At 41.2% G+C, this 24070-nt stretch carries 24 protein-coding genes and 2 pseudogenes; 16 read left to right on the top strand and 10 right to left on the bottom strand.

Annotated features, from left to right (window positions below):
* Window positions 1–18: 18 nt before the first annotated feature.
* From AC5FEC_RS04875 to AC5FEC_RS04855, 5 genes and pseudogenes are all read right to left on the bottom strand, one after another.
* Window positions 19–950 (bottom strand): annotated as a pseudogene (locus AC5FEC_RS04875) (IS30 family transposase).
* Window positions 951–1125: 175 nt separating this feature from the next.
* Window positions 1126–1548: a DUF2871 domain-containing protein gene (locus tag AC5FEC_RS04870; RefSeq protein ID WP_493661476.1), complete on the bottom strand. Its 423-nt coding sequence runs from the start codon at window positions 1546–1548 to the stop codon at window positions 1126–1128.
* A 7-nt stretch (window positions 1549–1555) separates the two neighbouring features.
* Window positions 1556–2221 (bottom strand): hypothetical protein, encoded by a 666-nt coding sequence (locus tag AC5FEC_RS04865; protein WP_493661475.1) that lies wholly within the window; start codon window positions 2219–2221, stop codon window positions 1556–1558.
* Window positions 2222–2252: 31 nt separating this feature from the next.
* Window positions 2253–2681: a hypothetical protein gene (locus AC5FEC_RS04860; protein WP_234550842.1), complete on the bottom strand. Its 429-nt coding sequence runs from the start codon at window positions 2679–2681 to the stop codon at window positions 2253–2255.
* 67 nt (window positions 2682–2748) lie between these two features.
* Window positions 2749–3306, bottom strand: coding sequence for a TetR/AcrR family transcriptional regulator (locus AC5FEC_RS04855; RefSeq protein WP_493661474.1), 558 nt, complete (start codon window positions 3304–3306; stop codon window positions 2749–2751).
* A gap of 298 nt (window positions 3307–3604) precedes the next feature.
* Between AC5FEC_RS04855 and AC5FEC_RS04850 the strand changes: the two genes are divergently transcribed.
* The 12 genes and pseudogenes from AC5FEC_RS04850 (at window position 3605) to rpmH (ending at window position 15348) form a co-directional block, all read left to right on the top strand.
* Entirely contained in the window at window positions 3605–5272 is a 1668-nt protein-coding gene (locus AC5FEC_RS04850; RefSeq protein ID WP_217473516.1) for a ribonuclease J, read from the top strand.
* A 160-nt stretch (window positions 5273–5432) separates the two neighbouring features.
* Window positions 5433–6212 carry an alpha/beta hydrolase gene (locus AC5FEC_RS04845; protein WP_234550845.1) on the top strand — a complete coding sequence of 260 codons (780 nt, stop codon included), beginning with the start codon at window positions 5433–5435 and terminating at the stop codon, window positions 6210–6212.
* Window positions 6213–6323: 111 nt separating this feature from the next.
* The gene (gene gltX, locus AC5FEC_RS04840) at window positions 6324–7781 is read left to right on the top strand and encodes a glutamate--tRNA ligase (protein WP_493661473.1); all 1458 of its coding nucleotides are present in this window, start codon (window positions 6324–6326) and stop codon (window positions 7779–7781) included.
* Between the two features lie 97 nt (window positions 7782–7878).
* Window positions 7879–8454: a DUF6287 domain-containing protein gene (locus tag AC5FEC_RS04835; RefSeq protein WP_493661472.1), complete on the top strand. Its 576-nt coding sequence runs from the start codon at window positions 7879–7881 to the stop codon at window positions 8452–8454.
* Between the two features lie 179 nt (window positions 8455–8633).
* Window positions 8634–9833 (top strand): argininosuccinate synthase, encoded by a 1200-nt coding sequence (locus tag AC5FEC_RS04830; protein WP_062201190.1) that lies wholly within the window; start codon window positions 8634–8636, stop codon window positions 9831–9833.
* Between the two features lie 14 nt (window positions 9834–9847).
* Window positions 9848–11230 (top strand): argininosuccinate lyase, encoded by a 1383-nt coding sequence (argH, locus tag AC5FEC_RS04825; protein ID WP_493661471.1) that lies wholly within the window; start codon window positions 9848–9850, stop codon window positions 11228–11230.
* A 226-nt stretch (window positions 11231–11456) separates the two neighbouring features.
* The gene (rnpA, locus tag AC5FEC_RS04820; protein WP_148881343.1) at window positions 11457–11816 is read left to right on the top strand and encodes a ribonuclease P protein component; all 360 of its coding nucleotides are present in this window, start codon (window positions 11457–11459) and stop codon (window positions 11814–11816) included.
* Entirely contained in the window at window positions 11800–12615 is an 816-nt protein-coding gene (locus AC5FEC_RS04815; protein ID WP_493661470.1) for a membrane protein insertase YidC, read from the top strand. The genes rnpA and AC5FEC_RS04815 overlap by 17 nt, the downstream gene beginning before the upstream one ends.
* Window positions 12616–12633: 18 nt before the next feature.
* On the top strand, window positions 12634–13659 hold the full coding sequence (gene jag / locus AC5FEC_RS04810; RefSeq protein ID WP_037616637.1) for an RNA-binding cell elongation regulator Jag/EloR: 1026 nt from the start codon (window positions 12634–12636) through the stop codon (window positions 13657–13659).
* Between the two features lie 60 nt (window positions 13660–13719).
* Window positions 13720–14442 carry a hypothetical protein gene (locus AC5FEC_RS04805; RefSeq protein ID WP_493661469.1) on the top strand — a complete coding sequence of 241 codons (723 nt, stop codon included), beginning with the start codon at window positions 13720–13722 and terminating at the stop codon, window positions 14440–14442.
* A gap of 27 nt (window positions 14443–14469) precedes the next feature.
* Window positions 14470–15075, top strand: a pseudogene (locus AC5FEC_RS04800) (HI_0552 family protein).
* Window positions 15076–15213: 138 nt separating this feature from the next.
* Entirely contained in the window at window positions 15214–15348 is a 135-nt protein-coding gene (gene rpmH, locus AC5FEC_RS04795) for a 50S ribosomal protein L34 (RefSeq protein WP_000831902.1), read from the top strand.
* 217 nt (window positions 15349–15565) lie between these two features.
* On the opposite strand, the gene AC5FEC_RS04790 is transcribed toward rpmH, so the two are convergent.
* Genes AC5FEC_RS04790 through AC5FEC_RS04780 form a run of 3 tightly spaced genes read right to left on the bottom strand, consistent with a single transcriptional unit; the run spans window position 15566 to window position 17687 of the window.
* A complete protein-coding gene (locus AC5FEC_RS04790; protein WP_493661468.1) occupies window positions 15566–16981 on the bottom strand; it encodes a DUF4153 domain-containing protein in 1416 nt (471 codons plus the stop codon).
* 2 nt (window positions 16982–16983) lie between these two features.
* Window positions 16984–17202, bottom strand: coding sequence for a helix-turn-helix domain-containing protein (locus AC5FEC_RS04785; protein WP_002899126.1), 219 nt, complete (start codon window positions 17200–17202; stop codon window positions 16984–16986).
* A gap of 8 nt (window positions 17203–17210) precedes the next feature.
* A complete protein-coding gene (locus tag AC5FEC_RS04780) occupies window positions 17211–17687 on the bottom strand; it encodes a DUF2975 domain-containing protein (RefSeq protein ID WP_493661467.1) in 477 nt (158 codons plus the stop codon).
* Window positions 17688–17962: 275 nt separating this feature from the next.
* Between AC5FEC_RS04780 and AC5FEC_RS04775 the strand changes: the two genes are divergently transcribed.
* Both AC5FEC_RS04775 and AC5FEC_RS04770 read left to right on the top strand, forming a co-directional pair.
* Complete coding sequence (locus AC5FEC_RS04775) at window positions 17963–18979, top strand: winged helix-turn-helix transcriptional regulator (protein ID WP_493661466.1); 1017 nt, start codon at window positions 17963–17965, stop codon at window positions 18977–18979.
* Window positions 18980–19112: 133 nt separating this feature from the next.
* Window positions 19113–20345, top strand: coding sequence for an MFS transporter (locus tag AC5FEC_RS04770; protein ID WP_493661465.1), 1233 nt, complete (start codon window positions 19113–19115; stop codon window positions 20343–20345).
* Between the two features lie 249 nt (window positions 20346–20594).
* Here the strand turns inward: AC5FEC_RS04770 and AC5FEC_RS04765 are convergent, their stop codons facing one another.
* Window positions 20595–20927 carry a helix-turn-helix transcriptional regulator gene (locus AC5FEC_RS04765; protein ID WP_485792950.1) on the bottom strand — a complete coding sequence of 111 codons (333 nt, stop codon included), beginning with the start codon at window positions 20925–20927 and terminating at the stop codon, window positions 20595–20597.
* 145 nt (window positions 20928–21072) lie between these two features.
* Here AC5FEC_RS04765 and AC5FEC_RS04760 point away from each other — a divergent pair, with 145 nt between their 5' ends.
* On the top strand, window positions 21073–22011 hold the full coding sequence (locus AC5FEC_RS04760; RefSeq protein ID WP_493661464.1) for a hypothetical protein: 939 nt from the start codon (window positions 21073–21075) through the stop codon (window positions 22009–22011).
* Window positions 22012–22163: 152 nt separating this feature from the next.
* A complete protein-coding gene (locus tag AC5FEC_RS04755; RefSeq protein WP_493661463.1) occupies window positions 22164–22460 on the top strand; it encodes a hypothetical protein in 297 nt (98 codons plus the stop codon).
* Window positions 22461–22557: 97 nt separating this feature from the next.
* On the opposite strand, the gene AC5FEC_RS04750 is transcribed toward AC5FEC_RS04755, so the two are convergent.
* Complete coding sequence (locus AC5FEC_RS04750) at window positions 22558–23985, bottom strand: hypothetical protein (protein ID WP_493661462.1); 1428 nt, start codon at window positions 23983–23985, stop codon at window positions 22558–22560.
* Window positions 23986–24070 lie beyond the last annotated feature (85 nt).

The following is a 24070-nucleotide window of genomic DNA, read 5'->3' as shown; positions in this document are numbered from 1 at the left end:
ATAAAAAGTGCAACATTTTTAAACCTCATCTCTAAGTGCTTCAAAAGCTGTTTTGTAACCCAAGCATTTTCTGGGACGATGATTCATAGCCAGTAAGGTCTCGCTTAGCGCTTTTTCAGTAATGGTTGCTAAATCGGTTTTCTTAGGAAAATACTCACGAAGAAGCCCATTGGCATTCTCATTACTTCATCTTTGCCAAGAGGAATAGGCATCCGCAAAATAAAACGGAATCCCCATTTGTTCAACGAAAGGGAAACAAGCAAACTCTTTTCCTCTATCTGAAGTGAAGGTCTTTAGAAACTCTTTCGGAAAGAGCTTTGTAAATTGTTCAATAGCAGACAACATGGATTTAGCTGTTCTGTCTGGCATTTTGAAAGCCAGATAAAACCGAGTCTTTCTCTCCAGAAAGGTTGCTAGGCATCCTTTACTGTCTCCTCTTGGGGAAACCACCGTATCTAGCTCCCAATGGCCAACGACTTCACGCTTTGTAACCTCTTTGGGACGTTTAGAAATGGGAGTTCCGATCGTGAACTTTCCCCTAGTTTCTGGAACTTGCCTGCTTTTTCCTTTTCGTCTTAAGGTTGCTAATTCAACCTGAATCACACCGCTATAGATCCAATTGTAAATGGTTTTAAAGGCCACTATGTGTCTATTCTCAAGTTTAAAGCGACCTTGTATCTGTTCTGGCGACCAAGAGTCTTTTAGAGTAGGCTCTATTTCTTTTTGGAGTTCTGGTGTGCAAGCTATTTTTCGTCCTTTTATTTCGCTAAGTCTTCATAAGATTTTTGAGCTCTTTCAGCTGAATACTGTTTTGGACAAGGTTTCAACTCTCTACTGATAGTCGAGCGATGGACACCAAGCTTAGTTGCAATTTGAGACAAATTTAGCCCTAATTCCACATAGGTCTCTATCTTAAGTCGTTCCTTTATGGTAAGATGATAGTAGCTCATAGAATCTCCTTATGTATCTGTCGGTGTGGTTACTTACAGTTTACACTATTTGAAGTTCTGTGAGTTTTTTGTTGCACTATATTTTACAATTTTTCTTCTGGAATAAAGTGACGATTATTCTCGGTCTTCCGCTTCGCTGAGAATATCCAGCAATCAGGAATAATATTAGGAAAATCTAGCGCATATCTGACACACTTCGCTTGACTTGCAGCAACAAGAGCACTAAGCTGATTCCAAGCAGGATATGTCCAATCCCAGCGATGCCAGAGATTGCCGCGCTCATACTAGAGGAGAGTGCCATACCTAAGACCTGTGTCACACCCCGCACCACAAGCATCACAGCAGTTAGGTTCAGACCGATATGATAAGTCAGCAACAGGCGCTTCGTCTTTGCTCCAGTAAAGGCAAAGTTCTTTTCTAGCAGGAGTAACAAAAGGAAGACGACCATGCCCAGCAGGAAGTAGTGTGTATGCACGACTCCGAGAGAGGTTTTGGCAGTAAAACTATTGAATTTAGTGAATTCGCGGTAAAACACCCCTCCCACCATAGCAAGGATGGCATAGAGCACAGAGGCGTTCATGTATCGTTTCAAGTTCATTTTTTCTTTACTCACATTCTTTTTTCATTGCAAAATATCCGATGAACACTGTCCAAATATAGGCACAGGTCTTAGGAATCATCAGCATCCCGACCAGAGGAAGAGTATCTGCCCATAGCACTACCGGGATATAAAAAGCAAAGCTGAGCACAATAGTCAGCCACATCCAGCGGAAGGCTTGATCCCTGTGTTCCTTTGCACTCTGATAGAAGAACACAATGATTAATAAACCCATTAGCGTAAAGGGAATGTTGCGATAGATGCCCCAAGAAAGAGGGGAGTCGGAACTTAACCATTGATTCTGTGGCATCATGCAAAGCAGAATCCGTACACCAGCTAAAGCGTACACGACAGCAGTCAGACCATTTTGTTCCTTGACCTGATACCGCTGCCGCCAGACATAGTAAAGTAGCACATAGAAGACGGTCATGGTGACGGAGGTAATCCATTTTCCAAGACCTAGAGGAACGGTAAACTGTCCAAGTCCAGTGGTGCATAGTGCCAGCGCACGGGGAATCAGATGGAAAGAATCACCTGCTCCCAGTACCACCGCCATCCATCCGAATAAACGGAATTGAGAATTTCCCTTGCTTTTACGAATCATCAGGATGCCAATGGTCATGACGGCTACCAGATAGACAGCATCAAAAAGTGTTTCTACGATTGCTTGCATCAATTAATCGCCTCTTTTCTTAAATTATTCACTATCTTTCTTTGTCAGCTGCAAACATTTCTTTGCCAAAGTTAAAGCCAAACAAGAGCCCTGCCAGTAAAAGAGAAGCTCCTAGACCAGTATAGAAAAACGCGATAAACCGCTCTGGTGCAAAACCGCTTGACCGTAACCAGATACCGACGGTCATCATCATTGCCATGATAGCAAAGGATTTTCCGTCAAAGAATTTGAGAAAAAAGTGGCGTTCTTCTTGATAAGCACGAATCCTGCTTGTGTGCTTTTTGACCAGTTTGCCGAAAATAAAGATTTGAAACACAGCGAAAACCAGTGCGGTCAGCAGATAATTTACTATTCCTTGATAGGCAGGATAGGCTAAAAGTCCAATGCGAAGGATGTTAAAACCTGCTGTGGTCCATACAAGACAGGCGATAAGTAGCAAGGTATTTCGTTTTACCTTCATGAAATAGCTCCTTTCTGAACAACGTTCAATTTACTGGATAAAAATTTCCCACAATTCAGTAGGAATTTTAATAAAGCGTTCGGCGGATAATCTCCAGCACGGCTGAGGGGTCATAGTCTTGCCGCAGTAGAGCCGAAATCATTAGGGAAAACAAGACATCTGCAAATTTTTCGGCGGTAAAATCTTCCGTGAAAGCATCTGCCCGAATGTTGACATCTTGTTTCAAGGCAGAGCACAAGCCAGCTAAAATATGCTGCCAAGTCTGCTGCATCCGCTGCTTGCCGTCAGCTTTGTCTTCTCGCATGAAACCGAGCGAATGCAGAGTGAAAAAGCCAGGATACTGTTTACAGCCGTAGGCCATTCGTTCGTAAATCCATGTCACACAGGCCTGAATATCCTGAAACACAGCAGCATCCTCGGGACGGTGAAAAATCTCGCACCAGACGCTTTCCACCGTAGAACTGATTAAGTCTGTCTTAGAATCAAAATAATTGTAGATAGAGCCTATCGACACCTCGCAGGCAGCTGCGACCGAGCGAATGCTGACCGCAGACCAGCCCTGCTCTTGAATCAGCTCCCGGCTCGTTTTTAATATTTTCTCTTTTGATGTTACAACTGTATTCATTTTGTCACCTCAATATGAACGTTGTTCACTTTCATTATACTGAAAAAGAGATTTACTGTCAAGTTTTGAAACTATCTATTGGGGTGGTGTTGTAAGTGACTAAATAAAGAGGGGCACGCACATGAGTGACTTATCCTTTCTTTGTTTTGAAAAAAGGTCGGGAAAATGCTATAATGAGTAAGATGTGCGAACTGTGTTTGCAAAACTGTAATTCGACTTGGTTTTCCAAGGACCGTTAGTAATAAAAAATCATTTGTTCAGCTGAATGCTGACAGAATAAAAATTGATAGGAGTAAAGATGAGTAAGAGCAATATTAAACTGATTGCTTTAGGCGGTGTGCGTGAGAATGGGAAAAATCTCTACGTTGCCGAAGTGGAGGATTCCATTTTTGTATTGGATGCTGGGCTCAAATACCCAGAAAATGAGCAGCTGGGAGTGGATCTTGTCATTCCCAACATGGATTATCTGTTTGAAAACAAGGATCGTATCGCAGGTGTCTTTTTGACCCATGGTCATGCGGATGCTATTGGAGCCCTGCCTTATCTTTTGGCAGATGCTAAAGTGCCTGTTTTCGGCTCAGAGCTGACGATTGAACTAGCAAAGCTTTTTGTCAAAAATAATGATGTCGTCAAAAAATTCAATGATTTTCATGTCATTGATGAAAATACAGAGATTGAGTTTGGTAAGGTTGTGGTCTCTTTCTTCCGGACGACCCACTCTATCCCAGAGAGTCTGGGGATTGTGATTAAGACAGCGGAAGGAAACATCGTCTACACTGGAGACTTCAAATTTGACCAATCTGCTAGTGAGTCCTATGCGACAGATTTTGGCCGTCTGGCTGAGATTGGCCGCGAGGGAGTTCTGGCTTTACTGAGCGATTCGGCCAATGCTGACAGTAAGATTCAGGTTGCTAGCGAAAGCGAGGTTGGAAGAGAGATTGAAGATACTATTGCTGACTGGGGCGGTCGGGTTATCGTGGCTGCGGTTGCCAGCAATCTATCTCGTATCCAGCAAGTTTTTAAAGCAGCGGCAGAAACAGGCCGGCGGGTTGTTTTGACTGGTTTTGATATTGAAAATATCGTCCGCACAGCTATTCGGCTCAAAAAACTGTCCCTGGTTGACGAGCGTTTGTTGATCAAGCCCAAAGAAATGTCCAAGTTTGAAGACCATGAGCTGATTATCTTGGAGACAGGTCGGATGGGTGAGCCCATCAATGGGCTGCGCAAGATGTCCATTGGCCGTCACCGTTATGTAGAAATCAAAGACGGGGATTTGGTTTATATTGTTACAACGCCATCTATTGCCAAGGAAGCAGTCGTAGCACGTGTGGAAAACATGATTTACCAAGCTGGCGGAGTGGTCAAGTTAATTACCCAAAACTTGCGTGTATCTGGTCATGCCAATGCGCGTGACTTGCAGCTCATGATCAATTTGCTGCAACCCAAGTACCTCTTCCCGATTCAGGGAGAGTACCGCGGACTGGACGCCCATGCTAAGGCGGCCATGGAAGTCGGGATTTTACCAGAAAACATCTTGATTCCTAAACGTGGTAGCATTATGGCATACGAAAAGGGTGACTTTGTACCAGCTGGAGCAGTGCCAGCGGGTGATGTCATGATTGATGGAAATGCCATCGGCGATGTGGGCAATATCGTCCTGCGTGACCGCAAGGTTCTGTCTGAAGACGGCATCTTCATCGTGGCACTTACAGTCAATCGCAAGGAGAAGAAAATCATTTCCAAAGCCAAGGTTCATACTCGCGGATTTGTCTATGTCAAGAAGAGTCGTGACATCCTGCGGGAGAGTACTGACCTGATCAATAAGACAGTGGAAGAGTACCTGGCTCAGGAAAGCTTTGACTGGGGCGAACTCAAGGGAGCTGTCCGTGATAATCTAGCTAAGTTCCTCTTTGAGCAAACCAAGCGCCGGCCGGCTATTCTTCCGGTTGTCATGGAAGTTCGCTAGAGTCACTCGAGGGAGCAACTTTCCCAGTATTTTGCAGAGAGAAAGTCGAATATCGGCTTTTTCTTATCTTTTGGCGGTCGCAGAACAGGCTTTGCTTTCAGAGTGTGGCTGGCTGTGATGCCTAGTCAAGAACAGAAGTTTTTACAAGAGGAGAAAAAAGATGGCAGTGATGCAGATAGAATATTATTCAGAAGCCTTGGAGATGGAGTGGGGAGTCAATGTTCTCTATCCAGATGCGTCGCGCGTGGACAAGCCAGATGATAAGGATATTCCTGTTTTGTACCTGCTTCATGGTATGAACGGTAATCACAATAGCTGGCTCAAGCGCTCAAATATCGAACGTCTGGTTCGCTCGACTAACCTGATTGTTGTTATGCCTAATACCAGCAACGGCTGGTACACCGATACTCAGTACGGCTTTAACTATTACGAGGCCATCGCTGAGGAGCTGCCTCGGGTGCTCAAGCGCTTTTTCCCAAATATGTCAGATAAGAGGGAGAAGAATTTTATTGCTGGTCTTTCCATGGGCGGATACGGAGCCTTTAAGCTGGCTCTCAAGTCTAACCGTTTTTCATACGCGGCAAGTCTTTCAGGGGCTTTGAGTTTTCTTGATAGTCATCCAGATGATGTTGACATGGCAACACCAGCCTACTGGCGAGGAGTTTTTGGAGACTTTAAAGACTGGACCAGCAGCCCCCATTCGCTGGAAAGTATAGCCAAGCAATCTGATAAAAAGACGAAGCTTTGGGCATGGTGCGGTGAAGAGGATTTTCTCTACAAGGCAAATCAGGAGGCTGTGAAAAATCTGCAAGACTTGGGCTTGGATATTACTTACAGCCACAGTCCAGGTAAGCATGAGTGGTATTACTGGGAAAAGCAGATAGAGCAGGTTTTAGCTTGGCTGCCGATTGACTTTGTCCTCGAAGAAAGACTGTCTTAAAAAATCATGCGATTCAGCGGATTCTGGGTCGAGAATGTGATATAATAATAACGTTTGAATACGAAAGCAGGGGCAAGACCTTCCTGCTATTCCCAAATAGGAGATCGAAAATTGACAAAAGATATTCGAGTGCGTTATGCACCAAGTCCGACGGGACTTTTACACATCGGAAATGCGCGGACCGCGCTCTTTAACTACCTCTATGCTCGTCACCACGGTGGAACCTTTATCATCCGTATTGAAGATACAGACCGCAAGCGCCATGTCGAAGATGGTGAACGTTCACAGCTTGAAAACCTTCGTTGGTTGGGCATGGATTGGGATGAAAGCCCTGAAACACATGAAAACTATCGCCAATCAGAACGTTTGGAATTGTATCAGAAATACATTGACCAATTGCTAGCCGAAGGCAAGGCCTACAAATCTTACGTTACAGAAGAAGAATTAGCGGCTGAACGCGAACGTCAGGAAGCAGCTGGTGAAACACCGCGTTATATCAATGAGTTTCTAGGCATGTCAGAGGAAGAGAAGGCAGCCTACATCGCAGAACGCGAAGCAGCAGGCATCATTCCAACGGTTCGTTTGGCTGTCAATGAAGCTGGTATCTACAAGTGGACTGACATGGTCAAGGGTGAAATTGAGTTTGAAGGTGGCAATATCGGTGGCGACTGGGTTATCCAAAAGAAAGACGGCTATCCAACTTACAATTTTGCCGTTGTGATCGATGACCATGATATGAAAATTTCCCACGTTATCCGTGGGGATGACCACATTGCCAATACACCTAAGCAACTCATGGTCTATGAAGCTCTAGGCTGGGAAGCACCAGAGTTTGGTCACATGACCCTGATTATCAACTCTGAAACGGGTAAAAAGTTGTCAAAACGCGATACCAATACCTTGCAGTTTATCGAAGATTATCGTAAAAAAGGTTACTTGCCAGAAGCAGTCTTTAACTTCATCGCTCTTCTCGGTTGGAATCCTGGTGGCGAGCATGAAATCTTCTCTCGTCAAGAATTGATTGAGCTCTTTGATGAAAATCGCCTCAGCAAGTCTCCAGCAGCCTTCGACCAGAAAAAGATGGACTGGATGAGCAATGAGTACATCAAGAATGCAGATTTTGAGACAATCTTTGCCATGGCAAAACTGTTCTTGGAAGAAGCAGGACGCTTGACTGACAAGGCTGAGAAATTGGTAGAGCTCTACAAACCACAAATGAAGTCAGTGGATGAAATCGTTCCATTGACAGACCTTTTCTTCTCAGATTTCCCAGAGTTGACGGAAGCTGAGAAAGAAGTGATGGCCGGTGAAACGGTACCGACTGTGCTGACAGCTTTCAAGGAAAAATTAGAGGCCATGTCTGATGAGGACTTCAAGTCAGAAAACATCTTCCCACAAATCAAAGCAGTCCAAAAAGAAACAGGAATCAAGGGTAAAAACCTCTTTATGCCGATTCGGATTGCTGTTTCAGGTGAAATGCACGGACCAGAGCTACCGGACACGATTTACCTGCTAGGTCGTGAAAAATCTATCCAGCATATCGACAATATGTTGAAAAAAATTCAATAAGATTAACCAGCTTTCGAGCTGGTTTTTGCTTTCAAAACTTTCACTTTTATGTCACAATTAGATTAAAAGTATACCAAAATATGGTAAGGAGGCAAAAATGAAAAAATGGATGATTATCTTGGCCGGAGCACTGACAGCCTCACTCGTGCTGGTAGCCTGCGGTCAAAAGAAAGAAGAGCCGACTTCGCCTTCTAGCAGTTCCAAAGTTAGCTCGACTAGCTCAGCTTCTTCCAAAAAGTCTGAAAAAAGTGCAGGCTCGACAGACAACTCTAGGGAGGTGGGAAGTCAGGAAGGTTCGGTTTCCAGCACCCAAGAGCCTGCGGTCACTTCCAGTTTGGATATGCAGGCTATAGCTTCTGGGGATTTTTCTAGCATGATTGGTACCTGGCAGGATGCCAATGGTGTTAGTTATACATTTGATGAACGAGGTATCGTATCAGATGTCGCAAAGCTAGAGACAGATTACGCTAAACTTGATGAAAATGGCCTTTACCTAGTAGGGATTCGCTGGAATAATCTTACAGGTGCTGCTTTTCTCATTATTCCTGCGGGAAAGAGCTTACCTGCAGATAAGACGGCCGATGGAACGGATCCGACTGATACCAGCCAAGATCGCTTCATCATTGCCCAAAGTATCTCTGAGCATCCAGACGTTTTTTATCGTGTGAAATAAGGAGTCTTAACAGACTCTTTTTTTTCTATTTCTAAGTTCAGTATATAATATAGTAATTTTGAATAAAAATTTAAATTTTGATTATATTTGGATAAATATTAAATTTCCTCTTGACATAAGTATTTTCATACAGTAGAATGTATAAAAATAAAAACTAAGTAGAAGGAAGAGGTAGTCACATGGTAAAGGAAAAAGTCATTTTAGCCTATTCGGGTGGTTTGGATACTTCAGTTGCTATTACTTGGCTGAGTAAAGATTACGATGTTATTGCGGTCTGTATGGACGTAGGAGAAGGAAATGACCTAGATTTCATCCACGACAAGGCTTTGAAAGTCGGAGCCATTGAATCCCATGTCATTGATGTCAAGGATGAATTTGCAGAAGACTATGTCTTAGTAGCCTTGCAGGGGCACACCTTCTACGAGCAAAAATATCCGCTGGTTTCTGCTCTGAGTCGACCATTGATTTCCAAGAAATTGGTAGAAATTGCCCACAAAAGTGGAGCGACCACCATTGCCCACGGCTGTACTGGAAAAGGAAACGATCAGGTCCGTTTTGAAGTCGCCATAGCGTCCTTGGATCCCAATCTCAAGGTCATTGCTCCGGTTCGGGAGTGGAAATGGTCTCGGGAAGAAGAAATTAATTATGCTAAGGCAAATGGTGTACCGATTCCGGCGGATCTGGACAGTCCTTACTCAGTCGATCAAAATCTCTGGGGTCGGGCTAATGAATGTGGTGTTCTAGAAAATCCTTGGAATACGCCACCAGAAGATGCCTATGATCTGACGGTAGCACCAGAAGATGCACCAGACAAGCCAGAGTTTGTGGAAATCGACTTCAAGGCTGGTATGCCGATTGCTTTGAATGGTCAGACCATGAAGTTGGCTGATTTGATTTTGGAGCTCAATGATTTGGCTGGGAAGCACGGAGTTGGTCGGATTGACCATGTGGAAAATCGTTTGGTTGGGATTAAATCGCGTGAGGTTTACGAATGTCCAGGCGCTGTGACTTTGCTTGCAGCCCACAAGGAAATTGAAGATTTGACTTTGGTACGGGAACTGGCTCATTTCAAGCCCATCATCGAAAACGAGTTGTCTAATCTGATTTATAATGGTCTTTGGTTTAATCCAGCGACAGAAGCTTTAATTGCCTATCTCAAGTCAACCCAGCAAGTGGTCAACGGAACGGCCAAGATCAAGCTTTATAAGGGTTCGGCCACGGTTGTTGCCCGTAAGTCAGACAATTCTCTCTACGATGAAAATCTAGCCACTTATACCAGCGCAGATACCTTTGATCAGGATGCAGCTGTTGGCTTTATCAAACTTTGGGGTCTACCGTCTAAGGTTCATGCGGAAGTCCAGGCTCATGCTGAAGAATAGGAAGCGAGGCAGCTATGGCAAATCATAAACTATGGGGCGGTCGCTTTGAAGGCTCTTTAGAAGCCTGGGTCGAAGAATTTGGCGCTAGCATCGGCTTCGACTATCGCTTGGCTCCTTACGATCTGCGAGGGAGTTTGGCTCACGTTCAGATGCTGGGTGAAACGGGGGTTATTGCTCCAGAGGAGGCTAAGGCCATCCAGAAAGGTCTAGAAGAGCTCTTGGCTGATTATGAAGCTGGCTTGATTGAGTTTGATGTGACCAATGAAGACATTCACATGAACATGGAAGCCCTGCTGACCGAGAAAATCGGTCCAGTTGCCGGTAAGCTTCATACGGCTCGTTCACGAAATGATCAGGTGGCAACGGATATGCACCTCTATCTCAAGGACCAGCTCCAGCAGATTGGGGACAAACTCCTTCATCTGCGGCAGGTTATACTGGACTTGGCAGAAGAGCATGTCGAGACAGTTATGCCGGGTTATACTCACCTCCAGCATGCTCAGCCCATCAGCTTTGCCCATCACCTTCTGGCCTACTATCAGATGTTTAGCCGGGACAGTGAGCGATTCACTTTCAACCTCAAACACGCTGATCTATCTCCTTTGGGAGCAGCGGCCCTGGCTGGGACCACTTTTCCGATTGACCGGGAGCGAACAGCTGAGCTCATGGGATTTGCAGACATCTACCATAATTCCCTAGATGCGGTTAGTGACCGAGACTTCATCTTAGAATTTCTGGCAAATAGCAGCATTCTTATCATGCATCTGTCTCGTCTCTGCGAGGAGCTGATTAACTGGTGTAGCTATGAATACGGATTTGTCAGTCTATCAGACACCTTTAGCACAGGCTCTTCCATCATGCCGCAAAAGAAAAATCCGGATATGGCAGAGCTGATTCGGGGCAAGAGCGGCCGAGTTTATGGTCACTTAATCAGTCTTTTGACAGTCATGAAATCCCTGCCCTTAGCTTATAATAAGGACCTGCAGGAAGACAAGGAAGGTATGTTTGATACAGTAGATACCATCCAGAAGTCTCTGGATATCATGGCGGGCATGCTGTCCAGCATGACGATCAATAAAGAGCGCATGCTGTCCTCAACCCAGCAGGACTTCTCCAATGCGACTGAGCTAGCTGACTATCTAGCCAAAAAAGGCCTACCTTTCCGAGAAGCCCATGAAATTGTCGGGAAATTAGTGTTGGAATGCAGCAAGGCGGGTTATTATCTGCAGGATATCTCCTTGGAGCGTTATCAGCAAGTGTCACCTCTAATTGAGCAGGATATCTACCAGACCTTGCAGTCTCAGACGGCCGTACAGCGCCGCAATTCTCTGGGAGGTACTGGCTTTGCCCAGATTCGTAAGGAATTGGCCAGAGCCAAAAACGAACTCAAATCATAAAACAAACAGGAAATGAGGAAGCTCGTTTCCTGCTTTTTGAACCTGTGACTATCGTACTATCTTTGTTATGTCTGCCCTTAAATTTGATCAGAATATTATAAATTTCATAGCTTTTCTGCTTAGAAATTTCCTGAGAAATAGCGGTGTTCTCGAAATAGCCGACCCTTATTGGCATTTTGGGAAAATATGGTATAATAGAGTTAATTTTGGTGGATGGAGTTGAGTTTTGAGAAAAAACTATCGCGTCAAGAGCAAAAAAGATTTCAATGCGATTTTTAAAGACGGGCAGAATTTTGCCAATCGAAAGTTTGTCGTTTATAAATTGGAAAAAGATCAGAAGCACTTTCGAGTGGGGATTTCCGTCAGTAAAAAGCTGGGGAATGCTGTTGTCCGCAACAGCATCAAAAGAAAAATTCGGCATGTTTTGATTAAGTATCAGGGGGACTTGGCTAAAGCTGATTTTGTCGTCATTGCCCGCAAGGGAGTTGAAACTCTGGACTACCACCAAGTAGAACAAAATTTATTGCATGTCTTGAAGATTGCAAAAATTTATCAGGAAGGATTTGTTTGTGAAAAAGAACAGTAAAATAGGAATTCTTTTAGTGGCCTCGTTGCTCATTCTCACGGCCTGCGGGACCAGTGAAGTAACAGCCAATTCAAGCGATTTTTGGGAAAAATTAGTTTATTTCTTTGCAGAAACGATTCGTTTCTTGTCTTTTAATGGAAGCACAGGAATCGGTATTATTCTCTTCACTTTGATTATTCGGACAGTCTTGCTGCCAGTCTTCCAGTTTCAGACGACGTCTTCAAGGAAGATGCAGGAAGTTCAGCCTCATATCAAGAAGCTTCAGGAGAAATATCCAAGCAAGGATATGGAAAGTAGGGCAGCCTTAGCGGAGGAGACGAACAAGCTTTATAAAGAAATGGGTGTGAATCCCTATGCTTCTTTTATTCCGCTATTTATCCAAATGCCGGTGCTGTTGGCGCTTTTCCAGGCTCTTACACGGGTTGAATTTTTGAAAACGGGGCATTTCCTGTGGCTCAATCTGGGAGCGACGGACCCGACTTTTGTCCTGCCGATCTTAGCTGCTCTCTTTACTTTCTTCAGTACTTGGCTGTCCAATAAGGCATTGCCAGAAAAAAATGGCGGGATGACAGCTATGATGTATGCCATGCCGGTGTTGATTTTCTTCTTTGCGGTTTATGCAGCCAGCGGGGTCGCCCTTTATTGGACAGTGTCCAATGCTTATCAGGTTGCTCAGACCTTGCTTTTAAGCAATCCGTTTAAGATTATTGCTGAACGCAAAGCGAAGGAAAAGGCAGAACGCCAGATGGAAATGAAGAAGAGACGTGCTCTGAAAAAAGCACAGAAAAAGAAAAAGTAAGAAGGAGGACTCTTGCAGATGGTTATATTTACAGGAGAAAGTGTTGAAGAAGCAATTCAAAATGGACTAAAAACGCTGGACATTCCCCGAATGAGAGCACATATTACAGTTGTTTCGCGTGAAAAAAAAGGTTTTCTCGGTTTATTTGGCAAAAAGCCAGCACAGGTAGATGTGGAGCCGATTGCGGAAACGACAGTGGTCAAGGCCAACCAAAAGGCAGTAAAAGGCGTTCCTGAGGAAATCAATGCTCAAAATGAGCCAGTACAGAGTGTTAGTGAAGCAACGGTTGACTTGGGACGTGTGGTTGCGGCCATCAAAAAAGTTGAAGAAGAGGGCGAGCTGGTTTCAGATGAAGTCAAAGCTCAAATCCTGAAAAATGATAAACAGGCTAACACCATTTTAGAAGAAACAGGTACGATTGATCTTTTAAAAACCAGCCAAGCCATCAATGAGACAGCTGGTCAAAAAGAAACAGATAAGGTTGTTTCGTTTGAAAAAGCAGTCCCTCGTCAAGAGACACCTGTCTCAGATGCGCCGGCAGAATCATCTTTCTTTGATTTGGGAATCCAGGTTGAGGAAAATTATGATATTGAGGAAGTCGTAGCTAATGTGACAGAATATGTTCAAAGGATTGTCGATGAGATGGATGTTGAGGCGACCCTTTCTAGTAACTACAATCGCCGGACAATCAATATGCAGATTGATACCAATGAACCAGGGCGCGTGATTGGTTATCATGGGAAAGTCTTGAAAGCCCTCCAGCTTTTGGCTCAAAACTATCTTTACAATCAATATTCCAAGAGCTTTTACATTTCTATCAATGTGAATGACTATGTGGAACATCGGGCGGAAGTTTTGCAAAGCTATGCGCAAAAGTTGGCTCAGCGGGCTCTGGAAGACCGTCGCAGTCAGCATACAGATCCTATGTCCAATAATGAGCGCAAAATTATCCACCGAATTATCTCCAGAATTGATGGTGTGACCAGCTATTCAGAAGGTGACGAGCCTAACCGCTATGTTGTGGTGGATATTGATTCAGAATAAATCTTAACCAGCTGAAAGGCTGGTTTTGTACTATGTCTGTAAAGGACAGGAGAATGATTTATGAAAAAACAAGCTATTCTTGTGGCGCTTACTTTCTTGATGCTCGTTGGCTGTGGCCACGAAAATATGAAAAATCAGTCGGATTTTTCTTCATCAACTACAGAAAAGATAAGGACATCAGGGAAGGATGAAAAGACTTCAGAAAGTAAAGAAATATCATCTAAGGCTTCTGAAGCATCTGCAGAATCATCAAGAGAGTCCCGTTCAGGCATGACTGATATGTTTAAGCAAAACGAACTCTTATATGCTTCGACCCTTGACAAATTAAAGGCTGATCAGTCTGAGGGGCATGCTCAGGTGTATACATTTTATGATATTGATGGTAATGGGACAGCAGAATTGTTGACGGGGCATCTGTCTACGAATGGTGATTATTATTTAGCAGCTATTTATTACTTGAATCGAGGAGTTTCGACTTATTTGGCACAATCGAGGGTTGCTTTGGCAGGTGGAAGCAGAGAGAGTGCTATGATATATACAGATGGGACGGTATTCTATGCATGCTGGCATTCATTGCACTCTGAGGCTAACGGTTATCTTTATAAATTGAGGAGTGATAATACAGGCTTTGATATAGAAAAAGAGGGAGAATTTCAGGTAGCTGGGGTAAAGCCTGCTGATGAACGCAGTGCGAACTCTATTTTTGGCTTAGGCTCAAAAACTCCCTTAGATCTGACTTCGCTGACTTGGAAGGAGATTTCTTCCTATTCATCAAATTCATAAAGAGAAGAATACCCAGAAGGGGATGATATGTCACTTTTCCCAGCTATTGAAGTTTTTCTGGCTGAGCAAGGCAGAAAGTTTAATTCGCCAGACAAGGCAGGAGGCCTGCGAGAGATGATGTTAGATTTGAAAGCCAGAGGGCAGGAGGCTCGTCAGGAGTTTCGGATTTGGTTCGAGAATTTCAGGTTCTCTATCCCAAGCTCAGTCTGGAGAGGACCAGTAATTGGTGAATCAGGCTCAGATTTTACGGCCGCATTTTTGGAACTATCTGAAGGATCATGGTGATGTGGCCGGGCCTATGTTTGTTCTGGGGCTGTATGGGAAGTCTGCAGATTTCGGCGTTTCCTTGGAGGGCAGTTTTATCAAGTGTCAAAAGAATGATCAGAGTCTAGCCAAGCAAAACCGAGTTTTGACTGTTTTAATCAAGATGCCGACCTATTATTTTGCCCAGATAGAGGGTGTGAGTCAGCATTTCGAAGGAACAGAGAAAAATCGCCAGCTCGGTTCCTAAAGTTTTGGTTAAAGAGGGATGTCAATCTGTCTCAGGCTCCAACCAAGCAGCAGGTTTTGTCCGAGCTCCAGCAGGCTATACTTAGCTTGGTTCCCTTCTATGAAGTGACTCGATTTAAATGATTGCGCTTTCAAAACAAACATTTATCCTAATGCTATTGACAAACGGAATAGAATCAGATAGAATAGTAAGGTATGTTTAGTAACTGATCACAACTAGCCGGCTAAACGAATACAAGAATCTAAGAGGAGGTATTCATCGTGAAACGTACTTATCAACCAAGTAAAATCCGTCGTGCGCGTAAACATGGTTTCCGCAACCGTATGTCAACTAAAAACGGTCGTCGCGTATTGGCAGCTCGCCGTCGTAAAGGACGCAAAGTTTTGGCTGCATAATCCAAACGATTTATCAAGAAACCAGCGGAGACTCGAGACCGCTGGTTTTTCTATGTCTCTTAGGAAATTCAGTCTGCAAGACACAGATGGGCAGAGAGACATTGATGCTGAGGAATGAAGTGTTTGGTGACGTTTGAGTATAGCGTTCCAACCAAAATAAAACCAGAAAGGAAATCATATTCTTTCTGGTTTTTTGTCTGTAGTTATGAACAGTTGCTTATTTTCCCACTGGTAAAAGCATTGGGTAAAGATAGCAGAGCAAGGTAAAGCTAATCAGGGCGTAAAAGATACCGATACGAATAGCTTGGATAGGTTTATAGAAACGAATCAGAGTCAGTAGGCACCAGACTAAGAGCACTAGGATGAACCAAGCTGAAATCAGACGCAGTGGCGTTGGTCCGTAGAGGTAGATGTAGATGCCAAATAATTTCCAGCCGGCTAGCAAGGCCAGTAAGCCTGCAAAGATAAAGAGAATAGTAGCTGCTAGTCGCGTTCCTTTCTGGTCCCAGAGCGGTTTTTGGGCAATCAGATAGAAGACGCCTAGAACTGCAAAGTTGAGAATGGATACCCGAACCAACTGCCAGAAGCCAGCTACGGCGACAGTCGAAGCATTCTGTGGAGAAATAGCTTGAACCACTGTTCCGCCGCTTAGGAGCTGACCAAGCTCACTCAGACCGGTCAGGAAGAAGAGTGCATAGGTCAGGCAGAGGCTACCGATGATAATGTAGGCTGCGAAAGCAGGAGCGACTCGCAAGGGGCGAATGCTTGCTTGAAATTTTTTGTAGCTAAGTTTAGTATCTTTTTTATCTAACAGACTGCCAGCTATGAGGCCATACAAGTAAAGACTGACGGGGACAGCTAGGCAGGCTTGGAAGAGAATCACGCTGCTATCAATACTTGAAAAGAGGGAGTCAAGTAGATTCTCGATAAAATCAGCGGTATTGCTGAAGAATGAGGCAAAGCTGTCTGAAACTTGACTCAGCTGGGACCAGACAAAGTAGACCAAGATTCCTGCGACAAAGAAACTGCTGGCTATAATAGCAAGCTGCTGGAGTCTTTTTGAAAACAGACCATCAGAACTGTCGGAAGTATCAGACTGATTACCTTGTATAAAGACCAGAATAGCAGCAATGAAATTTTTAAAGGGTAGGATGCAGAAAGCTTGAATCGTGTCAAACCAGACCAGAATACCCAAACGCCCTTGGCTTAACCAACCTGTGCGGGATAGGATATAAAAGGCGAATGAGATATGGATGGCTAGAAATTGGAAAAATTCTAGCTGGCGATGAAGTCCCCAGATACTTAAAGCTAGAGCCTGAGCTAGTGTCATGATAAGAAAGATTCGAGCCTCTAACCCGCTGTCAAGATTTTTTATCTGCAAGGATGGATAGTCTAATTTTTTGATAAGAGCTTCACTCAATAGTACGAAGCCAATGGTGACAGGAAAAAAGGCTAGGGTTTGATTATTAATGAAGACAGCAGAATAAAAGTAGGTGAAAAGATAAAGAAGCGGATAGCTGATTTTAAAAAATCGTAGTTGTTTGTCCTCTAAGCCTGTGAAGATGGTCTGTCTTTCCTCATCTGTGGGCAAATAAGGCTGGGTATTCATCTGTTCTTGCACTGGATATTCCATAATTATTTCTCCTCCTCATCGTCAGGGATATACTCCAAAATATCGCCAGGCTGGCAGTCTAATTCACGGCAGAGAGCATTGAGTGTTGAAAAACGGACAGCCTTGGCTCGATTGTTTTTTAGAATAGATAAGTTGGCTGGTGTTAGGTCAATCAATTCTGCTAAGCGTCCGGCACTAATCCGTTTTTGCGCCATGACAAGGTCTAAATTTATCTGAATCATAGTCCCTCCTAAATGGTGTAGTCTACTTCTTCTTGCAGCTCAATTGCCTTGCCAAAAGCGTTGCGGATCACCCGAATAATCAAGGTTAAAATGCAGCAAGAAACGGCTACGAGGAGCATAGGCATATAAACTGTTAAGCCCATAAAGAAAGAAATGAGGGCGACAATCCCGACTTCCCAGCCCAGATAGCGCATATATTGAACATTTTGTTTAATGAAGACCTGATTCTTGCCAATGCGGCTGAGGAGCCGATAGAGATGCACAATGCAGGCCAGAGCCAGGCAGCCCAGAACATAGCCGAGCAGAAGTAAAATCCAAAAGCGAGTTTCCCCTTGAAAGAAAGGAGAGGGAAATTCGATGACTAGCTTGACAACCCAAGGTCCAACAGCTATCAGGACAATGGAAGCAATAAATAAAAGGTTGAGGCTGATTTTCGTAAGCACAATGCTCATATCTTCAGTTGTTTTTTGTCTTGTCTTTGACATGGATTCCTCCAAATAATAATTTCTATTTTTACTTACTATATCACAAAATATATCGATAATCAATAACAATCTATCGAAAATTAATAAAAAATTATCAAAAAACGACAAATTCGGTTCCTGTCAAGCACTGAAAGAATGATAAATACCTGCTGGGGCAGACGAAGAGAAAAAAGCTCTTGTCCGTTTGTCTGACTTTTTTGGTATAATGAAAGGCAGGAATAGTCTGGCTTTGCTGGTCGGAGGTCGAGAGAATAATACAAGAAAGGAAAGAGTCCATGGGTCTAAAAAATCTTCATTACCGTAGTAAAATATATGAATTTCTCATGGTACCTGCTATCGTTTCAAGGGAAGATAAGTATATGTGGAAGGATTTGCGACAGGATCAAAAGGAGCTACTGCTTGATGTACAGCCTTATTATGATCAGCTTTATCAGGCTTTACTTCCTCTGAAAACCGAGCTGGTTGCGGTCGGTTTATTTGAAGAAGCTACGGTAGGGCTGGCACCGCTACTTTATCTCTACTTACTGGAAAAAGGAGAAGATCCAAGCAATTTAGAGGAATTATTGAAGTGTTTGAGAGCTTTAGACACAGATAAAATCCTCTATTGTCTAGAACTCAAGCTTTCTGCTGGGAAAGTTGCCAATAGAAGTCAGGAAGATTTGTTGGCTTTTCTAGAGGCTAGTGACAAGTCTCCAGAGAATAAATGGTATTGGTATCAAGCTATTCAGCATCCAGAGCAGCTGCGGGATCGGCTAGCTTTCTTACTGGAAGAAGTCTTCAAACTTTATCAGCCGATTTATGATCAGTTTGAGCAGGAAGTCTTGGTTTTTGAAAAAGACTTTAGCCTATCTGACATGTTTGACGATGAAGCGCTGAAAGCTAAGTTGCTTGGGAATGAAACACATGTCTTTGTCTTATCGCCCATATTTATAGACTTCTTTTTTGAAAAAATTCCTGATTTTAGCTCTTATTTCTTGGTCGTTTCGACGAGAAGTTCCCAGGTGTCCCAGACAGGATCGGAGCTTGATGATGAAACGCTCGCTCTGACCTTAAAAACTCTTGGAGATGAAACTCGCTATAAAGTCTTGATTGAGCTGATTCAGCCACATGCCAAGAATAAGGATATTGCGAAAAAGCTAGGACTCACAAGAGCTTCTATCTCTTTCCATACGCAGAAGTTGCTAAACTCTGGCTTGCTGGAGCTTGTGATGGATGACGATTCTGTGAAATACACAGTCAATAAAAAATTGATTCAAAAAATTATAGACAAGTTCAAGCAGGACTTGAAATAGCTGAAGAAAGCCTAGATTTATTCTAGGTTTTTATTTTTTGTAAAACAATCATTTAACTACAAATTGACAAACCTTTAATGAAATGCTATTATTCTGTTAAACAAAGGTCTAATAAAAATAAAGGAATCACTTTATGAACATCTTTCTAAAAAATAGAAATTTCCGTCAGTTGCTCATCAATCAATGGATTTCAGGTTTTGGCGATATTGTATTTTATTTAGCTTTGATGAACTATGTTTCTGCCTATTCCTTTGCTCCGCTTGCGATTTTCATCATTTCGGTTTCTGAAACCTTGCCCCAGTTCATTCAAGTTTTTACTGGAGTTGTGGCCGATTTTCAAAAGAACCGCACCCAGAAATATCTGCTTATACAGTTCAGCAAGGTCCTGCTATACAGTTTGGTGACGCTTTTGCTGTTTGGGCAAGACTTCTCTTTCTTGATTCTGCTTGTAATTTGCTTGATAAATTTTCTGTCGGATAGTTTGAGTTATTTTTCAGGTGCCATGCTGACACCTGTCTATATCAAGGTGATTGAGCAAGATATGACATCTGCTATGGGCTTTCGGCAGGCTAGTATGAGTCTGGTTCATATCTTGGGCAATCTAGCTGGCGGTTTTCTTATTACTTGGATGAGCATCGGAGCTTTGGCTGGCCTAAATACCTTGACTTTTGTGCTGGCCTACTTGGGATTTAGACAGATTAGTAAGAATCTGCATGACTTAGAGCCGACCCTCAGCAATGATAAGGAGTTAACTAAAGCAAATTATTGGAAGCACCTGTTAGCTTCTCTGAAAGTCTTGCTGGGATTGAAAGATGTTGTGAGGCTACTCTTGATTTCATCTTTAGGCCAAGTTATTCTAAATATCCTGACGCCAGTAGCGACTCTGCTATTGCTCAAAAAACCTTTTGGAAATCTGCAGGTCGGTCAGTCTCTTGCCTTACTGATTGTTTTCAGTTCTGCGGGATTGATTTTGGGGAACATTTTGAGTGGCAGTTTACTGAAAAAACTGTCAACCAAGCTTGCTATGTATGCTAGCCAATTGTTTGAAGGCTTTATTCTTTGCGGTTTTTTCTTGCAGGATTTTTTACTTGTCTTGATAGCGACTTTTGCTTGTGCCGTTGCGGTAGGTCTGCTGAGTCCTAGATTGCAGAAATCTGTCTTCAGCCTGATACCAGAAGAGTCTATGGGAGCCATCCAGTCAGCTATTAACCTATTTAGCATGGCTGTTCCAGGTATTTTATCCATGCTCTTGATAGCCCTTGCTAGTAGTACGGGGATTTCCTACATTCTCCCTCCACTTGTATTAATGCTGTTATTGTCTTTCTGGCTCATTATTCCGATGGGAGATTTGGATACGGATAGTTGACGAATAACAATTTCCTCGTTTTTCTGGTTTGGATAGAGCGGCTTCTGCATTTTTAGGTCATTTTTGGTATAATGAAAGGCAGGAAATACAAGGAAGTAAAGCATGAAGATTTTTGATACACATACTAAGGTTTAGAAATGTCTGTTTTAAGAACTAATAAAATTCGCACAAGTATAAATTAACCAAGAAACTAACCAAAGGAAAGCAAAAGTAGCACACAAAAAGAGGAATTCGTAGTGAGTTCCTCTTTTAATCTATATTTTTAACAATCTCGTTGAAGGAAGAAATGATTTTAGACTTTTTGGTATCTGATAAGTCGGATATATTGCCAACTAATGTAGTTATGGGGACAGAGTTGTCCGAAAAAGGAAAATCAAAAAAATCCTCAACGCTCATATTTAAGGCTGTGAGTACCTTTTCGAGTGTTTGTATTTTGAAATCATATTTTAGATTCTCTATATTTTGTATCGCTTTAATACCTAGGCCTGCTTGGGTAGAGAGCTGCTCTTGACTTAGATTTTTTTCTTTGCGACATTCTCTTATTCTATTTGAGATATATTTTTGCAGTTGATTGGCTTCCATCCATCTAATTCCTCTTTTGTACTATTTTACTATCCTTTTAAGTGAATATTAAGTACAATCGGCTATCTAAAAACCAATAAATGTATAGTAAAATACACATTTTTATGTTAAAATAGATAAAAAACAATACAATAGGAGTATAAAGATGGATATTGAATCCGCAATTAGGCAATATTTAAATTTAAAGAATCGTCTGATACCTTCAACTGAAGCTGAAATTTATACATTGAAAAGAGGTATCCCAAAGAAAGTAAAATCTTTAAAGAAAATAAAAAATGCTAGCACTAATATTGAAGATTTTGAGTGGGCAATACGGACACGAGGCTTTACAATTTTTAATCTTTTTTCTTTAACATCCTACATAGTCTTTTTTATTTTTTCTATCATTTTGACAATTGTATTATTTGTTTCTGCATTTGTAATATTGATTGTAGAAGCTCTCTTAGATAGGCAGAATTTTGAATTTGAACATTCTATGATTTATAAGCCCATAGAATTTTTAGATAGTATAATAGCAGACCCATCGCAACTTTTGATTCCAATACCTATGTGGTCTATACCTATTGTTTTGATACTAATTGTTTTATGGATTGTTTATAGTTTCGCACAGGTTAAGCGTAATCGAAAATATTATGAAGATGTGGTCATACCTCAAAATATGTTTGATAATGCACAAAAACCTGCTGAAAGGCAAAAGGTGCAAGAGGAACTGAACCAAGTTAATTTAAAGCTTCAAAATGCTGAAGACAGATTAAAACGCTATAAATCTCAACTTCATAGTTTACGGAATTCTATTAATATCCCAGATAGATATTTTCAAGATGATGCTTTTCTAAGATTTATTTTACAAAAGTTTGAATATGGACAAGCTCGAACGTTAGGAGAAGCATTAAATTTATTGGAGAGGGAAGAGCAAACGATTCGTATTGAAATAGCTCAGAGAAAAGCAGCTGAGGAAACTCGACATGCAAGTGAACGTAGAGAACGACAGCACGCAGAGACTATGAAGGAAATGGAGAAGAATACAGAAGAACTCAGGAAGCAGAATGAACGAGCTGAAAGATGGGAGCGCCATTTTTGGTAATAAAATTATAAAGGAGTAAGAGTTGGATAAGAGAAAGAATTTTATAAAATTATTATTTATAGCGGTGATACTGTTTAGTCTAGGTGCATGTGCTTCGACCTCTAAAATGAAATCAGAAGTCAATTATGAGGATTTGATTGGTGCTTATGTGTATGAAAAAAAAAGGCTATACAGATGATTCATATGAGGATAACGAAGAAGAACTTACTTTACGATATGTTTTACAGATAAAAGAAAGAAATCAAGGGACAATTGATATTCATTTTGTAACTGAAAATGGTAGTCGTAGAAAAAGTATCTATGGTCAACGTGTGACAATTGACTTAGAGAAAGGCACTATTAAAGATAATAGTGGGAACGAGACCACGTTTAAGGTGTCAGCTAATACGATTTTGTTGGAAGATATAACACATACATTTGGAACGATTAAGTTGAAAAAAGTTAAATAGCTAACATATTTTTCTCTATAAGAGTGGAAATAGCGTAGTTTTTAGTCTTTTCCACTCTTATAGAGAAACCAAAGGACACATCGGGCGATGTGTTCTTTTAAATTATAATGAATGTATCAGAATAGTGCTTTATTTTTTTATCAGATAATGTAAATAAATTAGAGATTATCTTAGTAGAATCGTACTCTAACTTTTCTAATTCGCTTAAGATGTCTCTTTTCATTCTTGACATTATTTGATAATAACGTTGTATTTCTGGGATGTCAATGCTTTTATTCTCCGAATCAGTACCATATTTTATCTTACTTTCGAGTGGAACATTAAAATGCCTATATAAAATTTTTTTGAGTTCAGGTGTTTGAAAGTTTGTTGTATGTATTTTCAATTCGTTAAAGAAGTTTACATTTAACGACTGTTTTATTTTGTTGAACGCTTTAAAGTTGAGAGTTACAATTTTTAAATAAACTTCAATATCACTTTCTATTTTGGAAATATCTTCAAAGGAGATGGCAGTTATCTCTTGCAGATATTTATAGTCGAAATCAGAGTTTTGCAGTTCAGAGAAAGTTTTGCTAGCAAATATGTTTAGATAAATATGACCTATATATAAAGGTCTATAAATCTTTTTAATATTTTCAGATATTTCTTTATCCCATGCCTTTTTCTCTTGAGGTGACAGAGAGTAGAGTAAATTTTTTAAGCTATCCTTGTGTCTGTTTTCTCTTGATTTCCAATAATCAATGTCTGTTTTTTTAGATTGTCCATAGTTTTCTTTTATTACTTGTCTTTTTATGTTACTACTACTAGCAATTATTTCTTTCAAAAATTTTCCAGAAATATAATGTTCATGTTGAAACCTAACCATCTCTTCTATCATGTCAGAGTTTTCAGATAGTATCTTATTTTTTAGTTTGTTTAAAGTGTTAATTTTGATTTCGTTTAAAGGGGAATAGTTCTTTAGGTTTGTAGAAGCTAGAGAACCATTTTTAAGAAGTAGCTGTACTTCTTTCATAGAGTATAGTAAGTCGGTTTTGAACCAATTTCTGATAATTTCTAATTGTAGTATTTCTGAGAATAAGTGCATGTCATTTTTGTGCTCGAAAATTTTCTTATCTTCAAAATGTATTGAGTTTTTATTAAGATATTTTTGTGAAATTTTAATAATCTTTATTACATTATTGTCGAAAGTAGTTCGTATTTGAGAGTTGTTATCGATAGTCTCTTTGTGCAGTACGTATATTTCCCAAATTGCATAGTAAACTTTTAACAGTCTAGTTAGAGAAATATTTGAACTCAAATACTGTTTTAGAAAATTATTTATTAAAGCAGTGTCTTTATTTGTACTTGTTATTAATTCAGATAAAGAGAGTTGAAGAAAATTGTTAGAACTATCAAAATAACGACTATGTATAATTTTTTGAAAATATTTAGATGATTTATCCTGATAATCTTCAAAAGTTTGGCATTGAAGATATATTTCTTGTGATTCTAGACTAATTATTTTCTTCTGAATTTTAGTAATCATAAAAACTTCTTTTTTTAAAAACGTTTAAAGTGTTGATATAACTGATTTTTTCTAACTTGCTTATAGATTTGAAAGTGACTTTTTT

This window comes from Streptococcus sp. STC1396 (assembly GCF_058933875.1).
Note: the sequence above shows the minus strand (reverse complement) of the source record. Positions and strands in the feature narration are given on the sequence as shown.